The sequence below is a fragment of the Azorhizobium caulinodans ORS 571 genome, from assembly GCF_000010525.1.
GTDB lineage: Bacteria > Pseudomonadota > Alphaproteobacteria > Rhizobiales > Xanthobacteraceae > Azorhizobium > Azorhizobium caulinodans.
Window position 1 is genome coordinate 1,883,635 of record NC_009937.1, and the last position, 26,337, is coordinate 1,909,971.

At 69.2% G+C, this 26,337-nt stretch carries 25 protein-coding genes; 19 read left to right on the plus strand and 6 right to left on the minus strand.

Translation table 11 applies throughout. The features are described 5' to 3' along the window. Positions 1 to 2: 2 nt before the first annotated feature. From AZC_RS08535 to AZC_RS08585, 11 genes are read left to right on the plus strand one after another with little or no spacing between them, the layout of a single operon-like run. Positions 3 to 683 carry an MtnX-like HAD-IB family phosphatase gene (locus AZC_RS08535; RefSeq protein WP_043879106.1) on the plus strand — a complete coding sequence of 227 codons (681 nt, stop codon included), beginning with the start codon at positions 3 to 5 and terminating at the stop codon, positions 681 to 683. Further along, positions 676 to 2,094 (plus strand): aspartate aminotransferase family protein, encoded by a 1,419-nt coding sequence (locus tag AZC_RS08540; protein ID WP_012170173.1) that lies wholly within the window; start codon positions 676 to 678, stop codon positions 2,092 to 2,094. The genes AZC_RS08535 and AZC_RS08540 overlap by 8 nt, the downstream gene beginning before the upstream one ends. Positions 2,095 to 2,099: 5 nt before the next feature. Further along, positions 2,100 to 3,023: a hypothetical protein gene (locus tag AZC_RS08545; protein ID WP_043879107.1), complete on the plus strand. Its 924-nt coding sequence runs from the start codon at positions 2,100 to 2,102 to the stop codon at positions 3,021 to 3,023. Next, positions 3,020 to 3,379, plus strand: a complete 360-nt coding sequence (locus AZC_RS08550; protein WP_012170175.1) for an EamA family transporter — start codon at positions 3,020 to 3,022, stop codon at positions 3,377 to 3,379. Before AZC_RS08545 ends, AZC_RS08550 begins: the two co-directional genes overlap by 4 nt. A 7-nt stretch (positions 3,380 to 3,386) precedes the next feature. After that, positions 3,387 to 4,262 carry an alpha/beta hydrolase gene (locus tag AZC_RS08555; protein ID WP_148209827.1) on the plus strand — a complete coding sequence of 292 codons (876 nt, stop codon included), beginning with the start codon at positions 3,387 to 3,389 and terminating at the stop codon, positions 4,260 to 4,262. Beyond that, positions 4,252 to 5,463, plus strand: coding sequence for a GNAT family N-acetyltransferase (locus AZC_RS08560; RefSeq protein WP_197531788.1), 1,212 nt, complete (start codon positions 4,252 to 4,254; stop codon positions 5,461 to 5,463). Before AZC_RS08555 ends, AZC_RS08560 begins: the two co-directional genes overlap by 11 nt. Beyond that, positions 5,460 to 5,888 (plus strand): EamA family transporter, encoded by a 429-nt coding sequence (locus tag AZC_RS08565; RefSeq protein WP_012170178.1) that lies wholly within the window; start codon positions 5,460 to 5,462, stop codon positions 5,886 to 5,888. Before AZC_RS08560 ends, AZC_RS08565 begins: the two co-directional genes overlap by 4 nt. Then, entirely contained in the window at positions 5,876 to 6,355 is a 480-nt protein-coding gene (locus AZC_RS08570; protein ID WP_012170179.1) for a DUF2147 domain-containing protein, read from the plus strand. The genes AZC_RS08565 and AZC_RS08570 overlap by 13 nt, the downstream gene beginning before the upstream one ends. A gap of 15 nt (positions 6,356 to 6,370) precedes the next feature. Further along, positions 6,371 to 8,134, plus strand: a complete 1,764-nt coding sequence (locus AZC_RS24365; protein ID WP_148209828.1) for an ATP-binding protein — start codon at positions 6,371 to 6,373, stop codon at positions 8,132 to 8,134. Positions 8,135 to 8,165: 31 nt separating this feature from the next. Next, complete coding sequence (locus AZC_RS08580) at positions 8,166 to 9,548, plus strand: sigma-54-dependent transcriptional regulator (protein ID WP_012170181.1); 1,383 nt, start codon at positions 8,166 to 8,168, stop codon at positions 9,546 to 9,548. After that, positions 9,541 to 10,338: a MipA/OmpV family protein gene (locus tag AZC_RS08585; protein WP_012170182.1), complete on the plus strand. Its 798-nt coding sequence runs from the start codon at positions 9,541 to 9,543 to the stop codon at positions 10,336 to 10,338. The genes AZC_RS08580 and AZC_RS08585 overlap by 8 nt, the downstream gene beginning before the upstream one ends. 42 nt (positions 10,339 to 10,380) lie before the next feature. On the opposite strand, the gene AZC_RS08590 is transcribed toward AZC_RS08585, so the two are convergent. Next, a complete protein-coding gene (locus tag AZC_RS08590; protein WP_012170183.1) occupies positions 10,381 to 11,529 on the minus strand; it encodes an alpha-hydroxy acid oxidase in 1,149 nt (382 codons plus the stop codon). 1 nt (position 11,530) lies between these two features. Then, positions 11,531 to 12,382: a nucleoside triphosphate pyrophosphohydrolase gene (gene mazG / locus AZC_RS08595; RefSeq protein ID WP_012170184.1), complete on the minus strand. Its 852-nt coding sequence runs from the start codon at positions 12,380 to 12,382 to the stop codon at positions 11,531 to 11,533. Positions 12,383 to 12,465: 83 nt separating this feature from the next. Between mazG and AZC_RS08600 the strand changes: the two genes are divergently transcribed. Together AZC_RS08600 and AZC_RS24370 are read left to right on the plus strand one after the other, a co-directional pair. Further along, complete coding sequence (locus AZC_RS08600) at positions 12,466 to 12,969, plus strand: SAM-dependent methyltransferase (RefSeq protein WP_012170185.1); 504 nt, start codon at positions 12,466 to 12,468, stop codon at positions 12,967 to 12,969. Then, on the plus strand, positions 12,969 to 13,613 hold the full coding sequence (locus AZC_RS24370) for a hypothetical protein (protein WP_012170186.1): 645 nt from the start codon (positions 12,969 to 12,971) through the stop codon (positions 13,611 to 13,613). Before AZC_RS08600 ends, AZC_RS24370 begins: the two co-directional genes overlap by 1 nt. Before the next feature lie 25 nt (positions 13,614 to 13,638). On the opposite strand, the gene AZC_RS08610 is transcribed toward AZC_RS24370, so the two are convergent. From AZC_RS08610 to AZC_RS08620, 3 genes are read right to left on the minus strand one after another with little or no spacing between them, the layout of a single operon-like run. Then, positions 13,639 to 14,658, minus strand: a complete 1,020-nt coding sequence (locus tag AZC_RS08610; RefSeq protein WP_012170187.1) for a YcjF family protein — start codon at positions 14,656 to 14,658, stop codon at positions 13,639 to 13,641. A gap of 18 nt (positions 14,659 to 14,676) precedes the next feature. Beyond that, positions 14,677 to 16,137, minus strand: a complete 1,461-nt coding sequence (locus tag AZC_RS08615; RefSeq protein ID WP_012170188.1) for a YcjX family protein — start codon at positions 16,135 to 16,137, stop codon at positions 14,677 to 14,679. Between the two features lie 3 nt (positions 16,138 to 16,140). Beyond that, positions 16,141 to 16,662: a SixA phosphatase family protein gene (locus AZC_RS08620; RefSeq protein ID WP_043879108.1), complete on the minus strand. Its 522-nt coding sequence runs from the start codon at positions 16,660 to 16,662 to the stop codon at positions 16,141 to 16,143. 215 nt (positions 16,663 to 16,877) lie between these two features. Here AZC_RS08620 and AZC_RS08625 point away from each other — a divergent pair, with 215 nt between their 5' ends. The 3 genes from AZC_RS08625 to dksA all read left to right on the plus strand — a co-directional run bounded on the left by AZC_RS08625 (position 16,878) and on the right by dksA (position 19,977). After that, a complete protein-coding gene (locus tag AZC_RS08625; protein ID WP_012170190.1) occupies positions 16,878 to 18,314 on the plus strand; it encodes an NAD(P)/FAD-dependent oxidoreductase in 1,437 nt (478 codons plus the stop codon). Positions 18,315 to 18,435: 121 nt separating this feature from the next. Next, positions 18,436 to 19,284: a MipA/OmpV family protein gene (locus tag AZC_RS08630; protein WP_052285899.1), complete on the plus strand. Its 849-nt coding sequence runs from the start codon at positions 18,436 to 18,438 to the stop codon at positions 19,282 to 19,284. Positions 19,285 to 19,560: 276 nt separating this feature from the next. Then, entirely contained in the window at positions 19,561 to 19,977 is a 417-nt protein-coding gene (gene dksA / locus AZC_RS08635) for an RNA polymerase-binding protein DksA (protein WP_043879109.1), read from the plus strand. Positions 19,978 to 20,091: 114 nt separating this feature from the next. Here dksA and AZC_RS08640 read toward each other — a convergent pair whose 3' ends face one another. Then, positions 20,092 to 22,068: a flagellar biosynthetic protein FliO gene (locus AZC_RS08640; protein WP_043879110.1), complete on the minus strand. Its 1,977-nt coding sequence runs from the start codon at positions 22,066 to 22,068 to the stop codon at positions 20,092 to 20,094. A 223-nt stretch (positions 22,069 to 22,291) separates the two neighbouring features. Between AZC_RS08640 and AZC_RS08645 the strand changes: the two genes are divergently transcribed. From AZC_RS08645 to AZC_RS08655, 3 genes are all read left to right on the plus strand, one after another. Next, the gene (locus AZC_RS08645; RefSeq protein WP_043879111.1) at positions 22,292 to 24,820 is read left to right on the plus strand and encodes a hybrid sensor histidine kinase/response regulator; all 2,529 of its coding nucleotides are present in this window, start codon (positions 22,292 to 22,294) and stop codon (positions 24,818 to 24,820) included. A 575-nt stretch (positions 24,821 to 25,395) separates the two neighbouring features. Next, positions 25,396 to 25,761 carry an NADH-quinone oxidoreductase subunit A gene (locus AZC_RS08650; RefSeq protein ID WP_012170195.1) on the plus strand — a complete coding sequence of 122 codons (366 nt, stop codon included), beginning with the start codon at positions 25,396 to 25,398 and terminating at the stop codon, positions 25,759 to 25,761. Next, positions 25,752 to 26,336, plus strand: coding sequence for a NuoB/complex I 20 kDa subunit family protein (locus tag AZC_RS08655; protein ID WP_043879112.1), 585 nt, complete (start codon positions 25,752 to 25,754; stop codon positions 26,334 to 26,336). Before AZC_RS08650 ends, AZC_RS08655 begins: the two co-directional genes overlap by 10 nt. Position 26,337: the final 1 nt, after the last annotated feature.

Sequence of the window (26,337 nt, forward strand, 5' to 3'; positions counted from 1 at the left end):
CAATGAAGCTCCATTTCGTCTTGGATTTCGACGGAACCATCTGCCCCACCGACACCACCGACTTCATTCTGGAAACCTTCGCCGATCCGGCGTGGCGGGAAGTCGAGGCGGATTGGGAAACGGGCCTCATCGATACCCGCACCTGCCTCTCGCGGCAGGTCGATCTGCTGGATGTCCAGCCTGAGGTTCTGGACGCCAAGCTGCGCACCCTGCCGCTCGATCCTGCCTTCCCGGCCTTCGTGACCGAGGCGGGCCGGCGCGGCGCCGAGCTCCAGATCGTCTCCGACGGCTTCAAGCGCTTCATCGACGTCATGCTCGAAGCCAAGGGCATCTCCCTGCCCACGCGCTCCAATCATCTTCAGCCTCTCGGGAGCGGGCGCTGGGCCGCGCAATTCCCGCCGCCCGCGCCGCGCTGCCAGAACGGCACCTGCAAGTGCGCGGCGGCGCCGCGGGGCCGGGAGCGCGTGGTGCTGATCGGCGACGGCAAGTCCGACTTCTGCCTTGCGGAGCGGGCGGACTTCGTCCTCGCCAAGGGACGCCTCGCAGAATTCTGCCGCATCCACGACATCCCCCACCAGCGCGTCAGCGGCTTTGCCGATGCGTTGGACTATCTCCTCCAGAACGCCTCCACCCCCCGCACGGCCGCCTTCGGCGGTCTTGAGCTTGAGGACATCCATGCTTGATCGCAGCCTGCTGACCGGCACCGCCACCACCGCCGAGGCGGAGCGCGAGCGCCTTCTCACCCTTGAGAATGCCTATTGCTCCCATGGCGATACGGTTCACTACACGGAATTTCCGAAGATCTTCGAGCGCTGCGAAGGCTCGTTCATGTATGACGACGAGGACCGGCCGTTCCTCGATCTCCAGATGTGGTACTCGGCGGTCAATTTCGGCTACGGCAATCAGCGGCTCAACGACGCCATGCGCCGCCAGCTGGAGCGCCTGCCGCAGGTGGCCAGCCAGTATCTCCACCGCGAGAAGATCGAGCTGGCCGCCGAGATCGCCATCGGCGCGCAGGAGCGCTTCGGCCGCAAGGGGCGCGTGCATTTCAACGTCGGTGGTGCGCAGGCCATTGAAGACTCGCTCAAGATCGTGCGCAACGCCTGCGGCGGCAAGAGCCTGATGTTCGCCTTCGAAGGCGGCTATCACGGACGCACGCTGGGCGCCTCCGCCATCACCTCGTCCTACCGCTATCGCCGCCGCTACGGCCATTTCGGCGAGCGGGCGCAGTTTGTCGAATTTCCCTATCATTTCCGCGGCCCCCGCGGCATGTCGAAGGAGGAATACGGCCTCCACTGCGTGCGCAAGTTCGAGCGCCTGTTCGAGAGCGAATACAACGGCGTCTGGGACCCTAAGGTGGGCCAGAGCGAATATGCCGCCTTCTATGTGGAGCCCATCCAGGGCACCGGCGGCTATGTGATCCCGCCCGCCAATTTCTTCCCCGAGCTGAAGCGCGTGCTGGACAAGCATGGCATCCTGCTGGTGGTGGACGAGATCCAGATGGGCTTCTTCCGCACGGGCAAGCTCTGGTCCATCGAGCATTTTGGCGTTCAGCCGGACGTGCTGGTGTTCGGCAAGGCGCTGACCAACGGCCTCAACCCGCTCTCCGGCGTGTGGGCGCGCGAGGAACTGATCAATCCGCAGATCTTCCCCGCCGGCTCCACCCACTCCACCTTCAACGCCAATCCGCTCGGCACGGCCGTCGCGCTCGAAGCGATGCGGATGATGCAGGAGGAGGATTTCGGCGCCAGCGTGATGGAGAAGGGTGCCCACTTCCTCGAAGGCATCAAGGAGCTGAAGAAGAAGCACGCCATCGTCGGCGATGTGGACGGCCTCGGCCTCGCGCTCCGCATCGAGATCTGCGAGCCGCACGACAGCTACACGCCGTCCAAGAAGCTGGTGGACCTGATGGCCGACGAGGCCATGAAGGGCGACCTTGTCTATGGCGGCGAGCGCTACGGTCTCGTGCTCGACATCGGCGGCTACCACAAGAACGTCATCACGCTTGCGCCCGCCCTCACCATCTCCCATGCGGAGATCGACATGGCGCTGGCGCTGCTCGACCAGCTCTTCACCCGCGTCACGCCCCGGTGACGGCCATGCGCGCGCGCATCCTCGATCTCGACGGCGCCATCATGCTCCAGCCGGAAATGATGGACGCGTGCGCGCGCAGCGGCGGCATCCGGACCGCCGCCGGTGACCTCGCCCCCCGCCTGCGCCTGCAGGCGGACCGTGGCGCGCTCGCCGATCTCGACACGCGCCTCGGCCCCCACCGGGCCGGGGACGTCCATTTCATCGGCTCGGGTGATTTCCATCACCTGGCGCTGCTGCTGGTGGAGCGCGCCGGGCGCCCGCTCAGCATCGTCCATTTCGACAATCACCCGGACTGGACCGCCTGGCCGTCGAGCCTCAATTGCGGCTCCTGGGTCGCCCGCGCGCTGGAGCAGCCGAACGTGCTGCGCGTGATCACGCTCGGCCCGGACAGTTCCGACCTCGCGGCGCCGCAGACCAAGGGCGCCGCCCTGGGATATCTGCGCGAGGGCCGGCTGGAGCTGCATCCCTTCGCCTCGAGCCGAACCTTCTATGCGGGCCGCGGCTTCGCTGTGCCCGGCGCCACCGCCGCGCCCGGCCTCAATGGCGACGGCCTTGTGTGGCACGGGCTCGAGGACGGCGACTGGCACATGCGCATCAGCGAGATCGCCGCGCGCCTGCCCGATGCGCCGGTCTGGATCAGCCTCGACAAGGATGTGCTGACCGAGACGGAGGCGCTCACCAACTGGGACCAGGGCCGCCTGTCGCTCGCCGAGACGCTGGAAGCCATCAGCATCTTCGCCCGCCACCGGCCGGTGATCGGCATGGATGTGTGCGGGGACTTCTCCCCGGCGCACAACCTCGGCCCGTGGCGGCGCTTACTCGCCCATCTCGACCGCGCCCAGCGGCCGGACCAGACCGCCGCCGACACGCGGATCAACGGCGAGACCAACCTGCGCATCCTCCGGCACATGGAGGCCATCCTGTCATGAGCGAACTGGTCATCTTGCTGGTCCTGTCGGTGGTCTGCGACGTCTGCGGGCAATTGGCCTTCAAGCGGGGGGCGGATGCCCTCCCGCCGGCCAGCGATCTCGCGCGCTTCCTGCCGGCGCTCTTCACCCAGCCCTGGCTGCTGGCAGGCATCGCCGTCTATGGCGTCGAGTTCATCGTCTGGATCCGCGTCCTGATGCTGGCGCCCCTTGGCATCGCCTTCCCGCTCGCCAGCCTCAACATCCTCGGCATCATGGTGGCCAGCCACCTGATCCTGAAGGAGCCCGCCACCCGCCGCCAATACGCCGGCGCCGTGCTGGTCACGGCGGGCATCGCGCTCGTCGCCAGCAGCCTGTGAGGACATGATGGCCATCATCGACCGCAGTTTCATGATCGAGGGCGGGCCCGTGGGCGTCCTGCTCATTCACGGTCTCGGCGGCACGCCGGTGGAGATGCGGGAGGTCGCCCGTGCCCTCGCTGCCGGTGGCCACACGGTGCTGTGCTGCCAACTGGCCGGCCATGGCGGCTCCATGGACGATCTCACCAGCACCGGCTTCGAGGACTGGTACGACAGCGCGCTCGCGGGCCTCGCCACGCTGGAGCAGCGCTGCGAGCGCGTGGTGGTCGGGGGCCTCTCCATGGGGGCGGTGCTCGCGGCGCTCCTGGCGGCGCGCCAGCCGGAGCGGGTCGCCGGCCTCGTCATGCTGGCGCCGACGCTGCGCTATGATGGCTGGTCGATCCCCTGGTACAGCTTCCTGCTGCCCCTGCTCATCAACACGCCCATCGGCCGGCGCTACCAGTTCGAGGAGCGGGAGCCTTACGGAGTGAAGGACGAGCGCGTGCGGGCGGTGATCGTGCGAGCCCTGCGACAGGGCAGCGGCGATGCCGGCCTCACCGCCACGCCCTCTGCCGCCCTTCGGGAACTGTGGCGCCTCGTCGCCGCGCTGCGTCCGCTGCTGGGGGCCATCCGCCAGCGCACGCTGCTCGTGCACGCCCGGCACGATGATGTGGCAAGCCTGCGCAACGCCCTCTATCTCCAGCGCCATCTCGGCGGGCCGGTGGACAGCCTTATCCTTGAGGACAGCTATCATCTCGTCACCCTCGACCGGCAGCGGCATCTGGTGACCGAGCGCGTCCTGAGCTTCGTCGATGCGCTCACCGCGCCGAAGTCGAACCCGAAGGCGCGCCGCCCGGCCGCCCGCGCCGCCCTCGTGCCGCAGGAGATGGGCCATGTCGCATGAGGCGATGCTCGCGGGCGGCTGGGCCGGGGCTACGGCGTCCGAGCGTCCGACCGTCGCGCAGATCCTGCCCGCCATGCTGGACATCCCGCGCCGGGAATGGGGCCTGGCGCGCTTTGGTGACGCGGAAGGCTGGGACTATCTGCGCGCCTGCGAAATGGCGCCACCGCGCGCGTTCCGCCTCGGCGCCGCGCAGGTGACGGACGAACTCGGCTTTGCCGCCGGCGCGCCGCTGTTCCAGCTGAGCTACCGGCTCGACACGCCGCTTCAGGGCGGCACGCTGGGGCGCTGGTGCGACCGGCTGGCTCGTCTCGCGCCCCGGCTGCTGGAATGGCGTCTCCTGGCGGTGGGCTCGCCCTTCACCGAGGTGTGCCCGCTGGGCGTGCATCCCCGTCTTCCCGCCGACGCGGCCGACGCCGCGGTGGGCCGCCTTGTCGCGGGCGTGGAGGCCGAGGCGCGTTTGCGGGGCGCCTCCATGATCGCGTTCAAGGACCTGTCCGGCCGCGACATGGAGCGCTTCGGTCCGGTGCTGCGGGCCGCCGGCTACACTGCCATCGAGAGCCTGCCGCTCGCCGTGCTCGACCTCGATGACACACGCAACGAGGATGAGTATCTGGCGCGGCTCTCGGCAGCCACCCGGAAGGACATCCGCCGCAAGCTGAAGAAGGCCGGGCGGGTGGAGGTGGAATGGCGCAGCTCCATCGAGGGGCTGGAAGGGGAGGTGGCTGCGCTCTATGAGGCGACGCGCGCCCAGAGCAACGTGCACTACGGCGACTTCGAGGAACTGCCCGAAGGCTATTTCGAGCGCATCTCCCGCAACATGGGCGGCCGTGTCGCCTTCGCCTGCTATCGGATCGACGGCACGCTCGCGGCCTTCAACATGCTCTTCATCGAGAGTGACCGGGTCATCGACAAGTTCCTGGGCATGCGTTACCCGCTGGCCCGCGAGCATGATCTTTACGCCGTGAGCTGGATGGAGAACGTCCGTTTCTGCCAGCGCATTGGCCGACGCTATCTCCAGACCGGCCAGACGGCCTATGCTTCCAAGCTGCGCTACGGCAGCGGCCTCAGCCCGCTCACCCTGATGGTGAAGCACCGCAATCCCCTGCTGAATGCGCTGGTGCGCCTCGGCGCCCGCTGGCTGTCCTTCCCGCGCTGGGACCCGGACCTCAAGGCGCATGCGGAACGGCAGGCTGCGCCATGATGCACCTTCCCCTGCGCATGGGGCCGCTGGCGCTGGTCGGCGTGTTCCTTGGCGCCGACACCGCCACGCAGCTCGCCTTCAAGGCGGCGGCGCTCGAACTGGGAGACCGGCCCCTGGGGCTCGCCTTTCTCGCCGACGCGGTTCAGGCGCCGTACGTCTGGGCGGCGATTGCCTGCTATCTCGCGACCTATGTGCTCTGGATCGCCATTCTCCAGGGCAGCGACCTTGCCCGTGCCTTCCCGCTCACGGCGCTCAGCTATGTCACCGTGCCGCTCGGCGGCTGGTTCCTCTTCGGCGAGGGGCTCGGCCTGAAGCCCGCGCTCGGCATCGCGCTCATCTGCGCGGGCGTGACCCTGATCGGCCATGAGGAAGGGGAAAGCCTCGAGGCGCAACACCATGGAGAAACCCCCGCATGCGTGGACTGAGCCCGCTTCTCGCCGCCCTTGCAACCCTGCCGTTTCTTGCCACCGCCTCCCTTGCGGCGTCTCCGGACGCCGCCGGCGTGTGGTTGACCGATGACGGCGAGGCGGCCGTCGAGTTCAAGGCCTGCCCCGAGGGCCTGTGCGGCACCATCGTCTGGCTGAAGACGCCACTGGACGAGGGGCAGCCGGCGCAGGATGATAACAACCCCGACGCGAGCCTGCGTTCGCGCCCGCTCTGCGGCCTGCCTATCGTCGGCGGCCTGCGCCGGAACGGCGACCGGCTGGACGGAGGCTGGATTTATGATCCGGAAAGCGGCCGCCGCTATCAGCTGGTGATCCGCCAGCACGAGAGGGAGGCTCTGGACGTGACCGCTTACATGGGCGTCGAGGCTCTCGGGCAGACCGTCGCCTGGCATCGGGCGCCGGCCGGACAGGAGCGTTGCGCGCCGCCTGCCAAGGCTGGTCGCTGAGGCGCCGTGGCCGGCATGTTCTCCCCCACCCGCTGGTGGTCGCGGCTCGCCCTGCGGCCCAAGCTGACGTTGTCTTTCCTGATGGTCAGCGTGCCGCCGGTTCTGGTGGCGAGCTTCATCGCCGCCCAGACCATGTCGGCGGTTTTCGAGACCAACGTGCAGCAGTGGATCGGGGAGATCGCGCGCTTCATGGCCAATGAGGCCCAGGAGGCGCAGGAGGAGGCGATGCACGCGACCTCCATCGTGGCGAAGGCGCTGTCCCAGGCCTCCGCGCAACCGGCCGGCAGCGACACCTCGCTGGAGGCCTTCGCCGACCTGCTCACCTCGGTGGGATACGATTTCGTGCGCCTCTACGATGGCTCCGGCCGGGTGCTCTATGCCATGGGCGACCTTCAGCTCGCCCGGCCGCTGCCGCAGGAGCCAGTGGCCTCCATCTTCTTCGCCCACAGCCAGGGCAAGCCGGTGATGCTCGTCGGCGCCGTCCAGAAGCTTCGGCTGGGCGACGCGGATCATTTCCTCTTCATCGGAAATCTGCTGGACGAGCAGTTCTTCAACGCGCCACAGACGATCCGCTCCCTGGACTTGCATCTGGTGGAAGTGCGCCATGAGGGGCGTAAGCTCCAGGACATTACCAGCGGGCAAGGCCGGCCCGCCGACGTTCCTCCCGATGTGCTCTCCCGCTTGCAGGAAGGTGCGGACAGCGTCAGCCGCGGGGGCGTGATGGGCGTTGGCCCCGCGGTGGCGTATGCCGCCTTGCGTGACGGCAACCATCATCTCGTCGGCATCGTCATCTGCCGCCTCAATGGTGCGACGGCACTGTTCGAGCGCCTCGGCACGTGGTGGCTGTTCCTGGCGCTGGCGGCTGTCGCGGGCCTCCTGTCGCTTCTTGCGGGCATCGGCATGTCGCGCCGGCTCAGCGCGCCCCTGCGTCAGATCACGCAGGGCCTCACCTCTGTGGCCGACGGCGACTATCGCATCCGGCTGCGGGAGGAAGGCGGGCGGGAGATCGCCGACCTTGCGGCCGGCTTCAACACCATGACGGCGCAGCTCGAGACCCTGCACGCGCTCGAAGCCAAGATGCGCCACAGCGCGCAACTGGCGACGCTGGGGGAGGCGGCGGCGGTGATCGCCCACGAGATCCGCAACCCGCTGGGCATCATCAAGACCTCCACCGAACTGGTGCGGCGCAAGACCCAGCTTGCCCCCTCCGAAGACCGGCTGATGGGCTTCGTGCTGGAGGAGGTGAACCGCATCGAGCGCCTGGTGGCGGACCTGCTCGATTACGTGCGGCCCGACCATTTCGAGCGTCACCGCATCGACCTGCTCGCCGAAGTGGTGCAGCCCGCCGTGGATTTCGCCGGCGCTGAACTCTCCCGCCGCGGCATCAGCCACGTGCTGATCGCGCCGGAAGGGCCGCTGCCGGTCAATGGCGATGTGGACCGGCTCTATCAGGCCCTGCTCAACCTGCTCCTCAACGCGGCCGACGCCGCCCCGGAGGGCGGGCATGTCATTGTCCGGCTGAAGGCCTGTTCGGATGAAGTGACCCTGGAGGTGGAGGACAACGGCCCTGGCGTTCCGCCCGATGTGGAGGGCCGCATGTTCGAACCCTTCGTGACTTCCAAGGCGAACGGCACCGGCCTTGGCCTTGCCAAAGTCCAATCCACACTGCAGGCCCACGAGGGCGCGGTGTCCTATCGCAAGGCCCCCGGCGGCGGTGCGATCTTCAGCCTGCGTCTGGCGCTGGCAGAGGATCGTACGCTCGTGGCGGCCTCCCAATGAGCCGGCCGGGTGCGGCAGGCGGAGAATGAAGATGGCTCCCGCGATCCTGGTGGTCGATGACGAGAAGCGCCTCGGCGAAGTGCTCGCGGCGGCGCTGACGGAACGCGGATTCGAGACGACGGCCGTGAGCAGCGCGGCGGCGGCACTCGCCTATTGCGAGGCCAATGCGGTTGATCTCGTGCTCACGGACCTGCGGATGCCGGACCGCAGCGGGCGGGACCTGCTGCTCGCGCTGAAGGAAGGGCGGCCCGATCTGCCGGTCATCATCATGACCGCCTATGCCACGGTGCGCGGGGCCGTTGACCTCATCAAGGACGGCGCCTTCGATTATGTGGCGAAGCCCTTCGAGCTCGATGACGTGGTCGCCACCATCGAGCGCGCGCTGAAGATCCGGGCGGTCGTCAACGAGAATGCCCGCCTCCGGATGGAGCTGGAGGGCCGCTACTGCTTCGACAACCTCATCGGCGAGAGCGCGCCCTTCCGCAACGTGCTCCAGCAGGTGGGAGAGGTGGCCCAGAGCCGGGCCAGCGTGCTGCTGCACGGAGAGAGCGGAACGGGCAAGGAACTGATCGCCCGCGCCATCCACTACAACAGCCCGCGCCGGGAGATGCCGTTCATCGCCGTGAACTGCGCGGCCATTCCCGAGACGCTGATCGAAAGCGAACTCTTCGGTCATGTGAAGGGGGCCTTCACGGGTGCCACCAGCAATCGCGAGGGCCGCTTCAGCGCGGCCGACGGCGGCACGCTGTTCCTCGACGAGATCGCCGATATGCCGCTCTCGGTGCAGGCCAAGGTGCTGCGGGCGGTTCAGGAGCAGAGCTTCGAGCCGGTGGGCAGCAGCAAGCCCCTGAAGGTGGACGTGCGCATCATCGCCGCCTCCCACAAGGACCTCCAGAAGGCGATCGCCGACGGCGCCTTCCGGATGGACCTGTATTACCGCCTCGCGGTCTTCCCCATCACCCTGCCACCGCTGCGCGAACGCCACGATGATATTCCGCTGCTGGCGGCGCACTTTCTGCGCCGTGCGGCACAGGAGATGGGCAAGAAGATCGACGGCATCAGCCTGCCCGCGCAGGAGGCGCTGGCCCATTATGGCTGGCCCGGCAACATCCGCGAACTCCAGAACTGCATGGAGCGGGCCGCCATCGTCGCCCGCGGGCCGGTGATCGAGCCCAAGGATCTCATGCTGTTCGGCCCCGAAGCGCCGGGCGCATCGGCGCAGCGCGCGCTGCCCTCGGACCTTGATGGGGAATTGGAACGCATCGAGCGCGAGTTTCTGCTAGAAGCCCTCAAGGAAAGCGGCGGCGTGCAGGCGCGCGCGGCCGAGCGGCTCGGCATTACGGAGCGCAGCCTCTGGCATCGGGTCAAGAAGCTGGCGATCAAGGTGTCTCGGGTGGCAGAGCCCCATGAATAAGATCAACGTCCTTTCGCGCGCGCTTCTGGCGGGACTGCTGCTTGCGGCGGCCGGCGCGCCGGCGCTGGCGGAAGACCCGGCTTCCGGCGGCTGGATCGTCACCCTCGGTGTGCAGACCTCCTACGGGCCGAGTTATCCCGGTGCGCGGAACACCGACATCGGCTTCATGCCGAGCTTCGACATCCGCGACGCGGGCGAGCCGGCGACCTTCGGTGCGCCCGACGATGATCTCTCGATCACCCTGTTCAAGCTGGGCGGCATTTCCATGGGGCCGACCTTCTCGTTGCGCGGCTCGCGACCGAACAACGCGCTGTTCGGACTGCCGGGCTACAGCACGGCGCCGCAATTCGGCGTCTTTGCGGAATTCTGGCCGCTCGATAAGGCCATCCGCCTGCGCGGCGAAATCCGCCAGGGCGTAAAGGAGGATGACGGGATCACCGGGACGCTCGGCCTCGACTGGGTGACCTACGCGGGGCCGCTGACCTTCGGCATCGGCCCGCGCCTCCAGTTCGCCGACAGCTCGGCCATGCAGACCGCCTTCGGCGTCACGCCTCTCACCACCTTCATCAATCCCACGCTGACACCCTACACGCCGGGCGCCGGCGTGACATCCACCGGGCTTGCCGGTTCCGTGGCCTTTTCGCCCGCGCGGTCCTGGACCACGACCCTGTTCGGCGGCTACGACCGCCTCGTCGGCGCCGCCGCCGCGAGCCCCGTGACCAAGCGCCTCGACGGCGTGAACCAGATGACCTTCGGCGTCAGCCTTGAGCGGGAGTTCAGCTTCCCCTAGGTGAGATTGGGCGAACGCCATGCCGATGGGAGGTCCCGTCCCTCACGCCTCCATCTGGAGCGTGCGGGGGAGTTGGTCGAGCCGGGTGACGCCGAGCAGGGCCATGGTGGTGTCGAGTTCTGCCCGCAGCAGTTCGATGACTCGCGACGCACCCGGTGTACCGGCGGCGGCAAGGCCGTAGAGCGGGGCGCGGCCCACGAGAACGCCATCGGCCCCCAGCGCCAGATATTTGGCGATGTCGCTGCCGCGCCGCACGCCGCTGTCTGCGAGTACAGTCAGCCGTCCGCCCGCCGCTGCGACGATGGCCGGCAGGACATGCGCCGGATGCGGCGCGCAATCGAGATTGCGGGCGCCGTGGTTGGAGACCACGATGCCGTCCACCCCGTGGGCGATGGCGCGGGTGGCGTCCGAGGCCCGCAGGATGCCCTTCAGGATCAGCCGCCCCTTCCAGTGCGCGCGCAGCGCCGCCACATCCTTCCATGAGACGTCGGTGGCAAGGCTGATCTCGTCCCCAACCACCGCGCGGCCGAGCGCGGTCCGGAATTCATCCGGATAGTGCGCGTAGGTGGGCATGCCGGTCGTGCGCAGCGTGCGCAGGAAGACGTCCGCGAACCAGCGCGGATGACAGAGCACGTCGATGCCCGCCCGCACCGAGGGCTTGAGCGGGATGCCGAAGCCATTGCGCTGGTTGTACTCACGCTTGGGCGAGACGGCGGTGTCCACGGTGAGCACCAGCGTATCCGCGCCGGCCCCCGCCGCCCGGTCGAGCAAGGCGAAGGTGCGCGCCCGGTTCTTCCACACATAGAGCTGGAACCAGAGGCGGGCACCGCTGTCCCGCGCGATGGTCTCGATCGACGTCATGGACTGGGTGGAGACGCAGAAGGGAATGTCATGCGCCTTGGCGGCGCGGGCCATGGCCACCTCGCCGTCATAGCTCATCAGGCCGGCGACGGCGGTCGGCGCGATCACCAGCGGGCAGGGTTGCGGCGTGCCGAACAGCACGGTGTCCTGCGCGCGCTGCGACACGTCCTCCAGCGCGAAGGGCGCGAGGCGGATGGCATCGAGCCCGGCCCGGTTGCCGGCGATGGAGACTTCATCCTCCGTGCCGCGATCGAGATATTCGAACAGGCCGCGGGGCAGGCGGCGGCGGGCGAGGCGACGTGCGTCCTCGACATTCAGCAGGGTCACCATGTCAGGAGGCGGCAGTCGTGGTCGCGGGGGCCCGTTCGGCCTGCTTGGCCTGCTGCCAGAGCGATTCCATCTCTTCCAGCGTCGCCTCCTGCGGCTTGACGCCCCGCGTAGCCAGCGCGCCTTCGAGGAAGCCGAAGCGCCGGGTGAATTTCTCGTTGGTGCCGCGCAACGCCGCTTCTGGATCGACCCCCGCATGGCGGGCGAGGTTCACCACCGCGAACAGGAGGTCACCCACCTCGTCCTTGATGGCCTCCGTGCCGCCGGCGTCCAGCGCTTCCGACACCTCTTCCGTCTCCTCGCGGATCTTGGCCAGCACCGCACGGGCATCGTTCCAGTCGAAGCCGACGCGGCCGGCCTTCTCTTGCAGTTTCAGGGCGCGGGTCATGGCCGGCAGGACGGCGGGCACGCCATCGAGGGCGCCGCCCTTGGTGTCCGGCGGCAGGCCGAGTGCGGCGCGGCTGGCGGCCCGCTCGGCCTTCTCGGCTTCCTTGATCTTGCCCCACAGGGCCTTGACCTCCTGCGGGCTGAGGTCGCGGGCCGTGCCGAAGACATGCGGATGACGGCGGATCAGCTTGGTGGTGATCGCCTCCACAACGTCGCCCATTTCGAACAGGCCCTGCTCCTGCGCGAGGCGGGCATGGAAGACCACCTGGAGGAGGAGGTCACCCAGTTCATCCTTCAGGTCCGCAAGGTCGCCGCGCTCGATGGCATCCACCACCTCATAGGCTTCCTCGATGGTGTAGGGCGCGACGGTGGAGAAGTTCTGTTCGAGGTCCCATGGGCAGCCGGTCTCGGGCGTGCGCAGCGCAGCCATGATTTCCACCAGGCGGGCGATGTCGCGGGACGGCTGCATGAGCGGGGCTCCTCTGGGGAAGGTGGGCGGCGGGACTCACCCCGAGGCGGCGCGCCGGATATGATGGGCGGGAGGAGAGCCCCATGTCCGCGTCCCTGTCCAGCCTTCCGTTGTCGCCCGGCCGTCCGGAGGATATCCGCCCCGGTGAGCAGGCGGTGGCCCTGCCGCCCGATTTCGATGCCGGCCTCTATTTCATCGGCCGCATCCGCACCCCGTTTGCCGATCGCGCGGCCTGTCCCAAGCGCGCGTCGCCGGACGGGCCGGTCTGCACGCTGGAGTTCGATGCCCGCTGGGCCGATGCGCTGACCGGCGTCGCGCCGGGCAGCCGGGCGCAGGTGCTCTACTGGATGGATCGGGCGCGGCGCGATCTGGTGCTCCAGAGCCCCCGGCGCGACGGCACCACCACCGGCACCTTCTCCGTGCGCTCGCCGGTGCGGCCCAATCCGATCGCTTCCTCCATCGTAGAGGTCGTGGCGGTCGACGGACTGCGGGTTTCCGTGCGCAGCCTCGATTGCGTAGACGGCACGCCGCTCCTTGACCTCAAGCCCGATTATTGCGGCTTCGCCCACGCGCCGGGAGCCGAATGATGTCGCTCTCCGATGCCGATGCGCTGGTCCATGGCGGCGACGACGGCGCTGGCCGTCACAGCTACGCCTTCCGCCCGCGGATGATCGGCGCCGCCACGCGCGTGGTGCTCGATACGCGCGGTGCGGAGGGCCTGCTGGAATGGACGGTCGGGGCAACCTCCGGCCGCACGCCGCTGCGCGACATCACGCGCCTCAGGCTCCGTCACGAGCTCGGCCAGCTCGGCTCCTCGAATTTCGCCTTGCTCATTGAGGGGCGTGGCCTGCCGCGCCTGCGCATCGGCTCCGTATCGCGCACCGGGCTTACCGCCGTGAAGGATCACGGCCCGGCCTTCATCGCCTTCCTGAACGCCCTCCATGCCGCCTTGCTGCGCGACAGCGGGCGCGTGCGCTACGAGGCCGGCCTGCCGCGCTGGCGCTGGGGCGGGATGCTGGCGCTGTCCGCCTGCTGCGCGGCGGCCATCTGCTGGCTGGCGGCGCTGGCCTTTTCAGAGGGACAGGGCACGTCGGCGCTGTTGATCGTCGGCCTGTCGCTGGTGCTCGCCTTTCCGCTGGCGGAAACGCTCTGGCGCAACAGGCCGGGTCCTTACGAGCCCGACGCCCTGCCGCAACGCCTGCTGCCCTCTGTGAAACCGGGGAAGGATTGACCCGCCCGAACGGCCGGTGGCCCGGTCAGGTCTCGGTGCGCCCTTTGGCTCTGGAGACCTTGGCGTCTTCCTCCGCCCTGCGGATGAGGCCCGCGGCAACGTCCGAGAGGCGCGGCGCGGGCAAGGCGGCGAAGGGCAGGGGGCGCGTCACCGCAATGGCGGCCAGGCCGAGGCGGGCGGTGAGCAGGCCGTTCACCACGCCTTCGCCGAGCCGGGCGGAGAGGCGGGCGGCGATGCCATGGCCGAGGATCTGCTGCACCAGACTGTCCCCCGCCGCCATGCCGCCGGTGACGGCGAGATGGCTGAGAACGTGGCGCGCCAGGCGGATCATGCCCAGCAGGCCGGGCCGCCCGCCATAGAGGTCCGCCAGCCGGCGGGTGAGGGTGAAGGCGGTATAGAGGACAAAGAACAGGTCCACGGCCGCGCGCGGTGACACGGCAGTCACCACCGAAACGCGCTTGGCGGCATCGGAGACGAGGGCGCGGGCCTGCGCGTCCAAGGGCGCCATCAGCGTCCGCTCGGTCAGACGCACCAGATCGGCCCCGTCGATGATCGCGCCGAGATGGGTGGAGAGATCGCCACGCGCCCGCGCCAGCGCGGGATTATCCTGCGCCAGCTTCAGGAGGTCCTTCGCGACGCCCTCGGCGGTGGGCCGGTCGTCGGTGGCGAGCGCATCCGCCGCCCGGTCCCGAAGGGCGTCCAGCGACGAGAGGCGGGCGAGGCCCAAGGCCTCGCGGCCGACGATCCCGATGACGCCGACGCCGAACACGGCCGCAAAGGCGAGGCCGACGCTGCCGAGCCAGTCGGCGCGGGCGAACAGATCCTCGATGAGTTTCGAGACCGCGAGCCCCGTGCCGAGGCTGACGAGGCCCCCGAGCCCGGTCCAGAACAGGGTGCCGAGGGAAAAGCCGAAGCGCCGGCGCGGGCGAGGGGGCGGCAGCGCCTCCGGCAGATCGGGTTCCGGTGGCAGCTCCGGCGGCGCCACGGTCAAGCCGGCCTCTTCCAGCCGGAAGATTTCGGGCCGGCGCCCTCTCGTCTCGCTCATGCGCGCTCCATCACCCGATCAGGCAAGGCGGTCGCCGAGGAGGAACTGCAACGCCCGGTCCAGCCGGATATGGGGAAGCGGAGCGCCCGCGCCAATGCCCGCGGGCGGGCGGAAGCGCAGGAAGCGGAAATCCGTGTCCGCGCCGTCGGTGCTGGAGAGGCCCCGGAAGCCCGCGCCTCCGGGCGCAAAGAGCGCATCGGGCACCGCCGGCAGGTCGCCGGGGAAGACGCCCACCTCTTCGTCGCCATCGAAGGTGTGGCCTGCCACCTCCTGCCCGGCCTCCGGCGTGCCGACGATGGCGGGGAGCACTTCGCCGTTGCGGGTCATGGTGGCTTCCCGCGTCGCCCGCACCGCAGAAAGCGCCGCCACGTCGAACAGCGCGCCTTCAGCCTTGGCCCGCGCAAGCGCGCGTTCGACGAGCTTCTGGAGGATGGCCTCCAGCCGGTCGTGGCTCGTGTGGTGGAGATGGTCCGCCTTGGTGGCGGCGAACAGCACGCGCTCGATGCGCGGGCGGAAGAGGGTGCTGACGATGCTGTTCCGGCCGAGCCGGAAGGCGGTGAGGATGCTGTCCAGCGCGCGCTCCAGATCGGCGAGCGCGGCAGGGCCGGCATTGAGGGCCGAGAGCGCGTCCACCAGCACGATCTGGCGGTCGAGCCGGGCGAAATGCTCGCGGAAGAAGGGCCGCACCACGGCACTCTTATAGGCCTCGAAGCGGCGCTCCATCATGGCGGCGAGCGAGCCGGGCCGGGTCTTGCCGTCCGAGGGCAGGTCGAGCGGGGCGAAGGTCAGGGCGGGCGAACCCTCAAGATCGCCGGGCATGAGAAAGCGGCCGGGCGGCAGCAGGCTCATGGCCACGCGCTCGCTGCGGCAGGCGGCGAGATATTGCGTGAAGGCAGCGGCGAGCGCCCGTGCCCCCGTCTCGTCCTCCGGGCCGGAGGGGCTCGCGGCGGCGAGCGCGCCGAGGAAGGGCGCGGCGAGGGGCGCACGCACGCCCTCGCGAGCAAGCGTCAGGCTGGTGCGGCAGAAGTCGGCATAGCTCATGTCGAGCAAAGGCAGGTCGAGCAGCCACTCGCCGGGATAGTCCACGAGATCGAGGGTCAGCGTGCGCTCCCCGCCGCGCGGCGGCGCGTAGCGGATTTCGAGCCGCAGTTCGCTGATGCGCGTGGTGGAGGAGGGCCACAGCCGCGCCTCCACGATCTGCGCCAGATGGTCCTCATAGGGAAAGCGGGGCACCGCATCGTCCGGCTGCGGCTTCAGCACGGCGCCGGCGATGCGCCCGGAATTGGCGGCCTCGAACACGGGCAGCCGTCCACCGCGGATGAGCGCGTGGATCAGGGCGGTGGTGAACACCGTCTTGCCCGAGCGCGACAGGCCCGTGACGCCGAGGCGGAGCGTCGGCGCGGCGATGTCCTCCACCCGGTCGAAGAGCGCGCGAAGGCCGATGCGCGCCTCGTCCAGCAGCGTGATGCGTGCCGGCACGCGTCAGTCTTCCACTGCGAGGCCGCGCGGGGTGATGAAGCGGTCGAGCCGGCCGGTTTCCGGCGCGATGCCGGCCCAGTTGTCGATGGGCAGGTCGATGACCGCCAGTGCGCCGGTGGGGAATTTCTCCTGCATCCGCGCGCGGGCCGGCCGGGCGCCGCCGCCGGTCAGGGTCTCTGCGAGATCCTCAAGGCCCGGATTGTGCCCCACCAGCATCAGCACATGGGCCTCCGCCGGCTGCTCGCGGATCACCGCGAAGAGGCGGGCGGCGGTGGATTCGTAGATGCGCGGCTCGCTCACCACTTCGGGAAGGCCGAGCAGGTGGGGGGCCACCAGATCCCAGGTTTCGCGGGTGCGGCGGGCGGGCGAGACGAGGACGCGGTCCGGGGTGAGCGCCTCCTGCGCCAGATAGGCGCCGATGCGGGGGGCCGCCTCGCGGCCGCGCGGCGCCAGCGGGCGCTCAGGATCGGCAATGCCGTCCGGCCAGTCGGATTTGGCGTGGCGGAGCAGGATCAGACGGCGCATGGGCACGGGAGCGACTCTGTGGCGGTTGAGGGCATCCTAGCACGGCCGAGATGGCGGTCCCGTGGCGTCACCTTGGGCAGACTGGCGCAGGTGCCGCGAATTTGCGACAGTTACTGCCGTAGGGAAACCGCCTTCCGCCGCGCCGTGCGGCAGGGCTGGGCATTGCGCCGGGACCGGCAGCGCGCCGGCTTGATCAGGCTCTGGGGGCAGATGGGATGACGGCCATCGCGCCGGCGGATCTCGATACCGATGTGTGCGTCGTGGGCGGCACCCTTGCCGGCCTCATGACAGCGCTCACGCTGGCGCGGCAGGGGCTCGACGTCATCCTTCTGGAGCGCAGCCTCATTGCCCCGGCGCCGCAGATCGGCCTTCTCACCGGCGGCCTGTCGCTGTGGCTGAGCGAGGGCACGCAGCCTCTCTCGCGGGAGAGTGCGCGCTCCGCCTTCGATCTATCGCTGGAAGCCATGGCGGGGGCTCTCTCTTTGTTCGACGAACTGGGGCTCGATCGTCTGGGCCGCGGACTGCTCCGGGTGGGCGCTGCCCATGAGACGGCCCGGCTCGATGCCGAGGCCGAGGCGCGGGACATGCTCGGCCTGCTGGAGCTGCGCCGCTGGCCGCGATCTGAAATCGCCGCCATCACCGGCACCGAACGTTATGTGGGCGCCACCTACGAGCCGCACGCCATCTTCTATGACGCACGGGACATCAACGGCGCACTGCTGCGGGCGGTGATGGAAGCCGGTGTGCGGGTGTATCAGATGACGCCGGTGCTGGCCGCTGATCTTGATGGTGTGCGCAAATATCTCCAGACGCCGGCGGGACGGGTGCGGGCGGACCATGTGGTGCTGTGCGCCGGACGCCGGGCGGCGCGGATCGCGCCATGGCTCGCGGGTGCGCTCGGTGTCGCGCCTTATGTGCGCGGCGGTTTTGCGGTGCGGGCGGTGCGACCCGATTTTTCCGGGCTCGTTGCCGAACCCGGGCCGCTGGGTGCCCGCTTCGCGCCCGGCATCGGCGAACTGGATTTTGAAGCGCCCGTGGCCCTGATGCCCGGCGGCGAGGTCGGGGCAGCGGTGGCCCTGCGGCGGCGCGCACGGCAGGTCTATCCGGAACTGCGGCGTCGCATCGCCGAGCATGCCCATGCCTTCAGCCTCGACCGTGCGCCCCACGGACTGCCGCTGATCGGGCTCAGGCGGCAGGGCCTCTGGTATGCGGCAGGGCTCGGGGGAAATGCGCTCGCCAATGCGGCGCTCGCCGCCCATGTGATCTGTGACGGCATCGTCGCGCGGGGCGGAAAGATCGAGGAACTGGCGCCGCTCCAGCCCCGCTACGCCTATGGCCTCGCGGGCCGGGCGGCGGCAGCGGTGCGGTTCGGCTGGCGTCGTCTCTCCGATTCCATCGCCCTTGCCCGCGCGGAGAGGGATCCCGCCCGTGCGGCCAATCACACGCACGCGCGGTTTGAGCCGGGAATCAGCACCGCCCCCGCCCATCCAAGGCGCGTCGATGCCCGCCAGGCCCATGCGGAGCAGGGGGCAGCCGTCCATACCGGTCATGGACCGGCCGGCACAGCCCCCGCAGGGGAGCACCACGCGGGCGAGGTCCCGTCTGCGCCGGAGGGGGCGGACGGTAAAGGAACGCCCTTACGGCAGGCGTGAGGGCGCACGCGCCGGCAGGCGCCGTCACAAAGCGCCGCAAATCCTTGCGACACCGTTGCATTTCTACCACCACGGTCGCCGGGCGAACGGCTAGTGTGCGACGTCCGCCAAGGTGAGGTGCATGGTGTCCCGTTCCGTCCTTTCGTCCGCCGCGCTCGCCGCGCTTCTGTCTTTCGGCGCGCTTGAAGCTCATGCGACGGACTATCCCACGGCGCCGCCCATGCCGGCTCCTCCCGGCACGCAGGAAGACTGGTACCTCACCATCGGCGGCTCCATCCGGGCCGTGCCGGAATATCCGGGCAGCGACGACTACACCGCCAGCCCGAAGCTGATCTTCAACATCTCCAAGGCCTCGAGCCTCAACGCCTTCCGCAGCGTGGATGACAACCCGTCCATCGCCTTCTTCGATACCGGCCGCTTCCGCATCGGTGCGGTGGGCAAGCTGGACCTCGGCCGCGACCAGGATGACAACGCCAAGCTGAGGGGCCTCGGCGACGTCGGCACGTCGGTGGAACTGGGCGGCTTTGCCGAATGGTACGCCTTCGACTGGCTGCGCCTGCGCGGCGAGCTGCGCTACGGCTTCGGCGGCTATGAGGGCCTGATGGGCGACCTCGCCGCCGATTTCATCATTCCCTATCAGTCCTGGCGGTTTGCGGTCGGCCCGCGCCTGTCCTTCGCCAGCTCCGGCTACATGCAGGCCTATTACGGCGTGACGCCCCTGCAGGCGGTGTCGGCCAGATTCGTGGGCAATCCTCTGCCGGTCTATTCGGCAGGGGGCGGCGTCGATGCCTGGGGCGCCACCGCGCAGCTGACGAAGAACTTCGGCAACGGCTTCGAGGCCGGCGTCTACGGCTCCTATTATCGCCTGGTGGGTGACGCGTCGGATTCGCCCCTCACCCAGTCGTCCAACCAGTTCATCGCCGGCGTGTCGCTCAGCTACACCTTCAACATGGGCAAGTCCTGGTGGTGAGCAGCCGGCACGGCTGATCTACAGGGCGGACGAAGATCGACCGGCGGCTCCCCAGCGACCGCCGGTTTTTTCATGCGCGCCATCCGGCATGTCCCTTGCAGGTTCTTTCTCATCCTTTGGTCTGACGGCGCCGTCCGTCGGAGCTGAGACGTGGCGCTGCACCTTTGCCGGTAATGCTGCGCTGCGGAAATCATGGCGGTTGTCGGGAGGCAAGGCGCTGGATATAAGCGCCCCGACCCGACGGGGATCGGCGTAGCGGTATCGAGGACTTTGCGGATGTCGATCAGCATCGACGAGGACTATCGCCCCCGCGAGGACGAACCTTTCATGAACGATCGGCAGCGGGAGTATTTCCGGCTCAAGCTGCTGAATTGGAAGGAAGAAATCCTTCGTGAAGCGCGCGAGACGCTGCAGCACCTTCAGGACGAGAATCAGAACCATCCGGATCTGGCGGATCGGGCCTCCTCGGAGACCGACCGCTCGATCGAATTGAGGGCCCGCGATCGTCAGCGCAAGCTGATCGCCAAGATCGACGCGGCCTTGCAGCGCATCGAGGATGGTTCCTACGGCTATTGCGAGGACACGGGAGAGCCCATCTCCCTCAAGCGGCTGGAAGCCCGCCCCATCGCCACCTTGTCGGTGGAAGCGCAGGAGCGGCACGAGCGCCGCGAGCGCGTGTATCGGGACGACTGAGTTTCTGCCTGTCCGGTCGTGCGGAGGCCGGGCGCTCCACAAACACAAAGGCCGGACCTGCATGCAGGTCCGGCCTTTTCTGTATCGGGATGGGAGGCGCCCCGCGGGCGCGCCTCAGGCCTTGTCGGTGGGGCGGCCGAGCAGGCTCGCCATTTCCGCTTCCAGCGCGTCGAACGGATCGGCCGGCGGCTTCTCCGCAGCCGGCGGTTCCGGCGCGGCGGCGGGAGCCTCGGGCTCCTGCACGGGGGGCGCCGTCTCCGCGCTCTCGGCCTTGGCGGCTTCCTCGGCGGCGATCTCGGTCATGCGCAGTTCGAGATCTTCGATGGTGATGCCGGCGGTTTCGGCCGGTGTCTCGGGCTCCGACAGGTCGAGCGCCGCAGCGACCGCATCGATGGCGGCCGGGGACGGCTCGTGAGCGGGTGCCGCCTCAGCCGCCGGGGCCTCCACCACCGCCGGTTCTGCCGTCACGACGGCAACGATCGGCGGTTCGGCGGCGATCACCTCCGGCACCGGATGCGGCTCGGCGTGGGCCTCGACCGGCGGGGCCACCTCGGGCACGACCGTTTCCACGGCAACCACCTCGGGCGCCGCGGCGGCCACCGGCTCTTCGACCGGGACATGGATGGCGGGGGCTTCCGCCATCGGCTCATGCACGGCGGGCACATCGACCTGCGGCACCTCGGCGGCAGCCGGGGCGGGCTCCGGATCGGGAAGCTTCACTTCCGGGGCCTTGACCGCCGAAGCGATCGGCTCGCCGAGCAGTTCCTCCACCGTAAGCATCGGAATGATCGCCGCGGCGGCGGCAGCCGGGGCGGCGGCTGCGGGAATGGACGCGGCGGGCTTGGCACGGGGGAAGGCGGTGTCGGTCCGCTCCGCCGCCTCGCCGATCTTCGGCTCGGTGCGGCGGAAGCCGCTGAACTTGGGTTCGCCGCCCGCGGCGTCATCGCGGCGGGTCAAGCGGCTGGCAAAGAGCGATTCCCGGCGGGGCGGCAGCGAGGGGCGCTCGAAACGCGGGCGCTCGCCGACGTTCGGCGTCGGCGCGGCAGGCACGTCCACAGGTGCAGGCTCGACGGCCGGCGGTTCCGGCGTCACCAGCGGTGCGGGAGCAGCTTCCACCGGAACAATGGCGACTTCCGGGGCTGGTGCCGGCTCGACGAGCGGGGGCTCGGACGCCGGCGGGGTGGCCCCGAGCTTGCGATCCCGCAGCGCGCGGATGCCGAAAGCGGGCGCATCCGGCCCGCTGAGAGGACGGCGCGACAGGAACGAGCGGCGCGGCACCTCCACCGGCGCCTCGACCGCCGCCGGTTCGGGCGCGGTTACCGGAGCCGCGTCGGGCGCTGGCGGAACGGGCTCGGCCGTCTCCAGCTTCGGCGCCGCTTCGGCCGGCACGACGTCCGGCGTCACGGGTGCATGGGTGGCTTCCGGAGTCGGGGCCTCCAGATGCGGTTCCAAGGGGGCGGGGGGCTCGGCAGGGGCGGCCTCGGGCGCCTGCACCGGCGTATCCGCCGGCCGGGGCTCGATGAGGCGGGCGCGGGCGGCGCGCAAATCCTGATAGCGGGCATCGGCGCCCTTGGTGCGGTCGCCGGCACGCAGATCGACGCCGGTCAGATCGGCCTCGGCCTCGCCGGCCATGCGTCGGCCGGGCAGGGGACGCGCGGCGGGGCGCGCGGCAAGAGCGTCGGGGGCTTCGCGGGGCGGCAGGGTCTCGCGCGGGTCACGGCCGGGAAGCGCTTCGCGGGGATCGCGGGGCGGCAGGGGCGCGCGGGCCTGGGCGGCATCGCGGGGCGGCAGGGCCTCGCGGCCGGGGCGGCCGATGCCGGACTCGACGATCACGTCGGCGGTGCCACCCACCAGAAGGAGATGTTCGACCTCGTCGCGGCGCACCAGCACCAGACGCCGCCGCTGGTCCACCGGAACACTGTCGAGAACAGCCAGACGATGGCGCGACCGGGCGATGCCGCCCCGTCCCCCACCGCCGCCGATCCGCCGCACCAGGAACATGGTGAGGGCGAGCAGCGCTGCGATAACCACCAGGGCGATCGCCACTCGAGCCGGAAGCTCAAGCTGCGCGCCGAACAGATCCTGCAACATCAACCCTCCTCATCGCTGGACGAGCGGTGCAATAGCATGAAGCCGCACAGAACGCGCCAGCGGGACGCGTAAACCAGACCCTCGGCAATCGCCTAAGAAATTGTTGACGATCGCGCGCGGATTTCAACCAATGCCGCTACTTTGCGTTAATTTCCGGGAATCATAACCTTCGCCTTGGCCCGCTGGCGGCAAAATGGTAGGGTTTTCCAACAAGGATGACTGGATGACGGGCGGAGCGGGTACCCCGGATCACGGTCCGGCGGAACGGGCAACCGCAGGCCAGACGCAGCAATTCACCAGACTGATCCTCGCTGGAGCAGCCTTTGCGGGCGCTTTCGCGGCGGTGCTGGTGCAAGGGTCCGGTTCGAGCTTCATCCTTCCCGTCCTGGCTGCGCTCGCCTGCGTCGGGCTCGTCTCCATCGCCAATGCCATCATCCGCTTCGGGCTCGCGCGGCCGCAGACGGGCGATGAAATGTCGCGTCTTCTCGTTGCGGCGACCAGCGACGGCGTCGCCGTCGTGGAAGACGGCGAGCAGATTTCGAGCGCCAATACGCCCTATCTGCGCCTGACCCGCAGCCGCGAAGGCCAGGCGCCCCTTCCGGAGCGCTTCCTCCAGCGTATTCCCGGCGGGCAGGCGATGCTCGCGGAAATTCTGCACGCGGTCGCCGAAGGCACCTCCTGCACGCGAATGTTCCCCTTCGATGCCGACCCCGACGGCCGCAAGCTGCGGGTGTCGGTGCATCCGCTCGGCGGTCGCCGCCGCGCCATGTGGGTGCTGTCGGTCACCGGTGCGGAGCGCAGCGACGCGACCGCCGTGGTTCAAGCAGCCACCGTGCCTGCTGGTCCTGCCGATGCTGCGGTGACGGAACATTCCGCCGCCGCCGGCCTGCTGGCGCTGTGGGAGCGGGCCCCGCTCGGCATGTTCGTGCTGACGAGCGAGGAAGCCTGGCTGGCGAACGGCGCTCTGGCGCGGCTGCTGGGCTACGACCTCGCCGAAGTCGGCGCCGGGCGTATGTCCTTCCGCGAGATCATCCCTCCGTCCTCCGCCGGTGCCATGCTGGCTGCCCTGACCAAGGGGCGCAGCGACCCGGACGGGCTCGACATCGACGTCCTGCGCCGCGATGGCTCCACCCTGCCGGTCCGCGCTTTCGTCGGTGGCCTGCCCATGGGTGAATGCGTGGTGGTTCTGGCGCCGCGCGCCCGTGCGGCCGCCGCAGCGCCGAGCCTTGCCGCACCGGTGGCGCGAGGATCTGACGACGCCGCCTTCTTCTCCCGATCGCCGCTGGCCATGGCCACCATCGATGCCAGGGGGCGCCTCACCGAAGCCAACGGCAGCTTTGCCCGCCTGTTCTCCGACGGCCGCACGCTGACCGGTCTCAAGCTCGAACGGCTTGTGGTGGAGCGGGACCAGATGGCGGTCGAGCAACTGGTGCAGGACGCCCTGCGCGACGGCGCCTCGGGCGCGGCGCAGGCGGTGGACATCGCCATCGCCGCCGAGGGTGGCCGGTCCGCGCGGCTCTATGCGGCGGCGCTGGGCGGACCCGGCGGGGGGGCGGCCATCTATGCGGTGGACACCACGGCCCAGCGGGCGCTGGAGGTGCAGTTCGCCCAGTCGCAGAAGATGCAGGCCATCGGTCAGCTCGCCGGCGGGGTGGCGCACGACTTCAACAACGTTCTGACCGCCATCATCGGCTATTGCGACCTGCTGCTGGCGAGCCACCGGCCCAGCGATCCGTCCTTCCCGGACATCATGCAGATCAAGCAGAATGCCAACCGCGCCGCCGGTCTCGTGCGGCAGCTTCTGGCCTTCTCGCGCCGCCAGACCCTGCGACCGCAGGTGATCCAGCTCACCGACGTGATCTCGGACCTCTCCATGCTGCTGCGCCGCCTCATCGGCGAGACCATCACGCTGGAGGTGGAGCACGGCCGCGACCTGTGGCCGGTGAAGGTGGACGTGAACCAGTTCGAACAGGTGATCGTCAATCTGGCGGTCAATGCCCGCGATGCCATGCCCGGCGGCGGGGCGCTGACGCTGCGCACCCGCAATGTCACGGCGGCCGAGACGGCGGCGCTCGGCGACGGCACCGTGGCACCGGGCGACTATGTGCTGGTGGAGGTGGTGGACACCGGCACCGGCATTCCGCCGGAGATCATGGACAAGATCTTCGAGCCCTTCTTCTCCACCAAGGAGGTGGGCAAGGGCACGGGGCTCGGCCTCTCCACCGTCTATGGCATCGTCCAGCAGACGGGGGGCACGATTCTCGCCACCAGTACGCCGGGCGCGGGGACGACCTTCCGGGTCTTCCTGCCACGCCACGCCGAAGAGGCGGCAGAGGTGGAAGCCCGTCCCGCCGAGCCTGACACGCGCACGGCGGATCTCACGGGGCAGGGGAGCGTGCTGCTCGTGGAGGACGAGGATGCGGTGCGGGCCTTCGCCAGCCGCGCCCTCTCGGCCCGCGGCTACAATGTGGTGGCGGCCTCAGGCGGCGCCGAGGCCCTGGCCGTGGTGGATGCCGCCGAGCATCGCTTCGATCTTGTCATCTCGGACGTGGTGATGCCGGAGATGGACGGGCCGACCCTGCTGCGGGAACTGCGTGCCCGCCATCCGGAGCTGAAGGTCATCTTCATCTCCGGCTATGCGGAGGAGGCCTTTGCCAAGAATCTCCCTGCCAGCGAGAAATTCGCTTTCCTGCCCAAGCCCTTCACTCTGAAGCAGCTGGTGGCGGCGGTGAAAGAGACCATCGCCTCCTGAATGGCCGGCCAGGCGCGCCCCCAAGCGGCCGGTCGGACCATGCGCTGGGCTCATACGGCCATGCGACTTACCGCCGAAATGGGTATCACCAGTCGCCCGTCCGGAGCTTTGGAGCGGTCTGTGGAAACCGCCAGGTTGCGTTGCACAATGATCTGGGCCCTACAGAGGCGCGACCGTCTCCGGCCCGGACGGCGCGAATGCGGCGCCGCGTCCGATGTGCGGCAACACCATGACCGTCTGCGCGGCCCGCAAGCACTCGCCGGGCATTCCTGCGGCAGGATCGTGGCGGGGCCGGTTGAGCCAAGCAGAAGCTGAGCGGACCTTACGGTAAGCCTGTGGCGGTGAAACAGATCGGCGAGAGCTGGACCGGGGCTTTTGAGGCGGCGTCAAACCGCCTGCCGAGGAAAATGTTGCGTCGCACTATCTTATTGGAACATTTTGAGGTGAGGGGAAGGCCGGTCGCTCTTGCCACCCATCTGGCGCTGCGATAAGCCTCGCTCGTTTTCGAACTCCTCCAACCGAGGCCGGCGCGTGCGCTTCAGGCGCACTGCACACAGCGCCCCAAGGTGCGGATCATGAACGCCTTGCTCATGGACTACCTGCCGGTGGTGATCTTCATCGGCGTTTCTCTGGTGATCGGACTGGCCCTGTTGGTCGCCCCGTTCATCGTCGCCTACCAGAATCCCGATCCGGAAAAGCTGTCGGCTTACGAATGCGGCTTCAACGCATTCGATGACGCCCGCATGACGTTCGACGTCCGCTTCTATCTGGTGGCGATTCTCTTCATCATCTTCGACCTCGAAGTGGCGTTCCTCTTCCCCTGGGCGGTGACGTTCGGCGGCCTGGGTGACCTCGGATTCTGGTCGATGATGCTGTTCCTCGGCGTTCTGACCGTCGGGTTCGTATATGAGTGGCGCAAGGGAGCGCTCGAATGGGATTGACCCCGTCCGCGACGAAGCCTCTGGTGTCGGAAGCCCCCAAGGGCATCATCGACCCCTCGACCGGCCGCCCCATCCTCTCCGATGATCCCTTCTACAAGGAGATCAACGCGGAGCTGGCGGACAAGGGCTTCCTCGTCACCACCGTCGATGACCTCATCACCTGGGCGCGTACCGGCTCGCTGATGTGGATGACCTTCGGTCTCGCCTGCTGCGCGGTCGAGATGATGCAGGTGTCCATGCCGCGCTACGACGTGGAGCGCTTCGGCTTCGCGCCGCGCGCCTCGCCGCGCCAGTCGGACGTGATGATCGTCGCCGGCACGCTGACCAACAAGATGGCGCCCGCCCTGCGCAAGGTCTACGACCAGATGCCGGAGCCGCGCTACGTCATCTCCATGGGCTCCTGCGCCAATGGCGGTGGCTACTATCACTATTCCTACGCGGTGGTGCGCGGCTGTGACCGCGTGGTGCCGGTGGACATCTATGTGCCCGGCTGCCCGCCCACGGCGGAAGCTCTGCTCTACGGCGTGCTTCTGCTGCAGCGGAAGATCCGCCGCACCGGCACCATCGAACGCTGAA

Excerpts from the sequence above, each read along its gene's own strand:
- AZC_RS08580 (WP_012170181.1), top strand. The coding sequence starts at position 8,166 with ATGGCTCCCGCGATCCTGGTGGTCGATGACGAGAAGCGCCTCGGCGAA.
- AZC_RS08600 (WP_012170185.1), top strand. The coding sequence starts at position 12,466 with ATGTCCGCGTCCCTGTCCAGCCTTCCGTTGTCGCCCGGCCGTCCGGAG.
- AZC_RS08640 (WP_043879110.1), bottom strand. The coding sequence starts at position 22,068 with ATGTTGCAGGATCTGTTCGGCGCGCAGCTTGAGCTTCCGGCTCGAGTG.
- AZC_RS08650 (WP_012170195.1), top strand. The coding sequence starts at position 25,396 with ATGAACGCCTTGCTCATGGACTACCTGCCGGTGGTGATCTTCATCGGC.
- AZC_RS08545 (WP_043879107.1), top strand. The coding sequence starts at position 2,100 with ATGCGCGCGCGCATCCTCGATCTCGACGGCGCCATCATGCTCCAGCCG.
- AZC_RS08610 (WP_012170187.1), bottom strand. The coding sequence starts at position 14,658 with ATGAGCGAGACGAGAGGGCGCCGGCCCGAAATCTTCCGGCTGGAAGAG.
- mazG (WP_012170184.1), bottom strand. The coding sequence starts at position 12,382 with ATGCAGCCGTCCCGCGACATCGCCCGCCTGGTGGAAATCATGGCTGCG.
- AZC_RS24370 (WP_012170186.1), top strand. The coding sequence starts at position 12,969 with ATGTCGCTCTCCGATGCCGATGCGCTGGTCCATGGCGGCGACGACGGC.
- AZC_RS08655 (WP_043879112.1), top strand. The coding sequence starts at position 25,752 with ATGGGATTGACCCCGTCCGCGACGAAGCCTCTGGTGTCGGAAGCCCCC.
- AZC_RS08550 (WP_012170175.1), top strand. The coding sequence starts at position 3,020 with ATGAGCGAACTGGTCATCTTGCTGGTCCTGTCGGTGGTCTGCGACGTC.
- AZC_RS08620 (WP_043879108.1), bottom strand. The coding sequence starts at position 16,662 with ATGCGCCGTCTGATCCTGCTCCGCCACGCCAAATCCGACTGGCCGGAC.
- AZC_RS08585 (WP_012170182.1), top strand. The coding sequence starts at position 9,541 with ATGAATAAGATCAACGTCCTTTCGCGCGCGCTTCTGGCGGGACTGCTG.
- AZC_RS08555 (WP_148209827.1), top strand. The coding sequence starts at position 3,387 with ATGGCCATCATCGACCGCAGTTTCATGATCGAGGGCGGGCCCGTGGGC.
- AZC_RS24365 (WP_148209828.1), top strand. The coding sequence starts at position 6,371 with ATGTTCTCCCCCACCCGCTGGTGGTCGCGGCTCGCCCTGCGGCCCAAG.
- AZC_RS08630 (WP_052285899.1), top strand. The coding sequence starts at position 18,436 with ATGGTGTCCCGTTCCGTCCTTTCGTCCGCCGCGCTCGCCGCGCTTCTG.
- AZC_RS08590 (WP_012170183.1), bottom strand. The coding sequence starts at position 11,529 with ATGGTGACCCTGCTGAATGTCGAGGACGCACGTCGCCTCGCCCGCCGC.
- dksA (WP_043879109.1), top strand. The coding sequence starts at position 19,561 with ATGTCGATCAGCATCGACGAGGACTATCGCCCCCGCGAGGACGAACCT.
- AZC_RS08625 (WP_012170190.1), top strand. The coding sequence starts at position 16,878 with ATGACGGCCATCGCGCCGGCGGATCTCGATACCGATGTGTGCGTCGTG.
- AZC_RS08645 (WP_043879111.1), top strand. The coding sequence starts at position 22,292 with ATGACGGGCGGAGCGGGTACCCCGGATCACGGTCCGGCGGAACGGGCA.
- AZC_RS08565 (WP_012170178.1), top strand. The coding sequence starts at position 5,460 with ATGATGCACCTTCCCCTGCGCATGGGGCCGCTGGCGCTGGTCGGCGTG.
- AZC_RS08560 (WP_197531788.1), top strand. The coding sequence starts at position 4,252 with ATGTCGCATGAGGCGATGCTCGCGGGCGGCTGGGCCGGGGCTACGGCG.
- AZC_RS08570 (WP_012170179.1), top strand. The coding sequence starts at position 5,876 with ATGCGTGGACTGAGCCCGCTTCTCGCCGCCCTTGCAACCCTGCCGTTT.
- AZC_RS08535 (WP_043879106.1), top strand. The coding sequence starts at position 3 with ATGAAGCTCCATTTCGTCTTGGATTTCGACGGAACCATCTGCCCCACC.
- AZC_RS08540 (WP_012170173.1), top strand. The coding sequence starts at position 676 with ATGCTTGATCGCAGCCTGCTGACCGGCACCGCCACCACCGCCGAGGCG.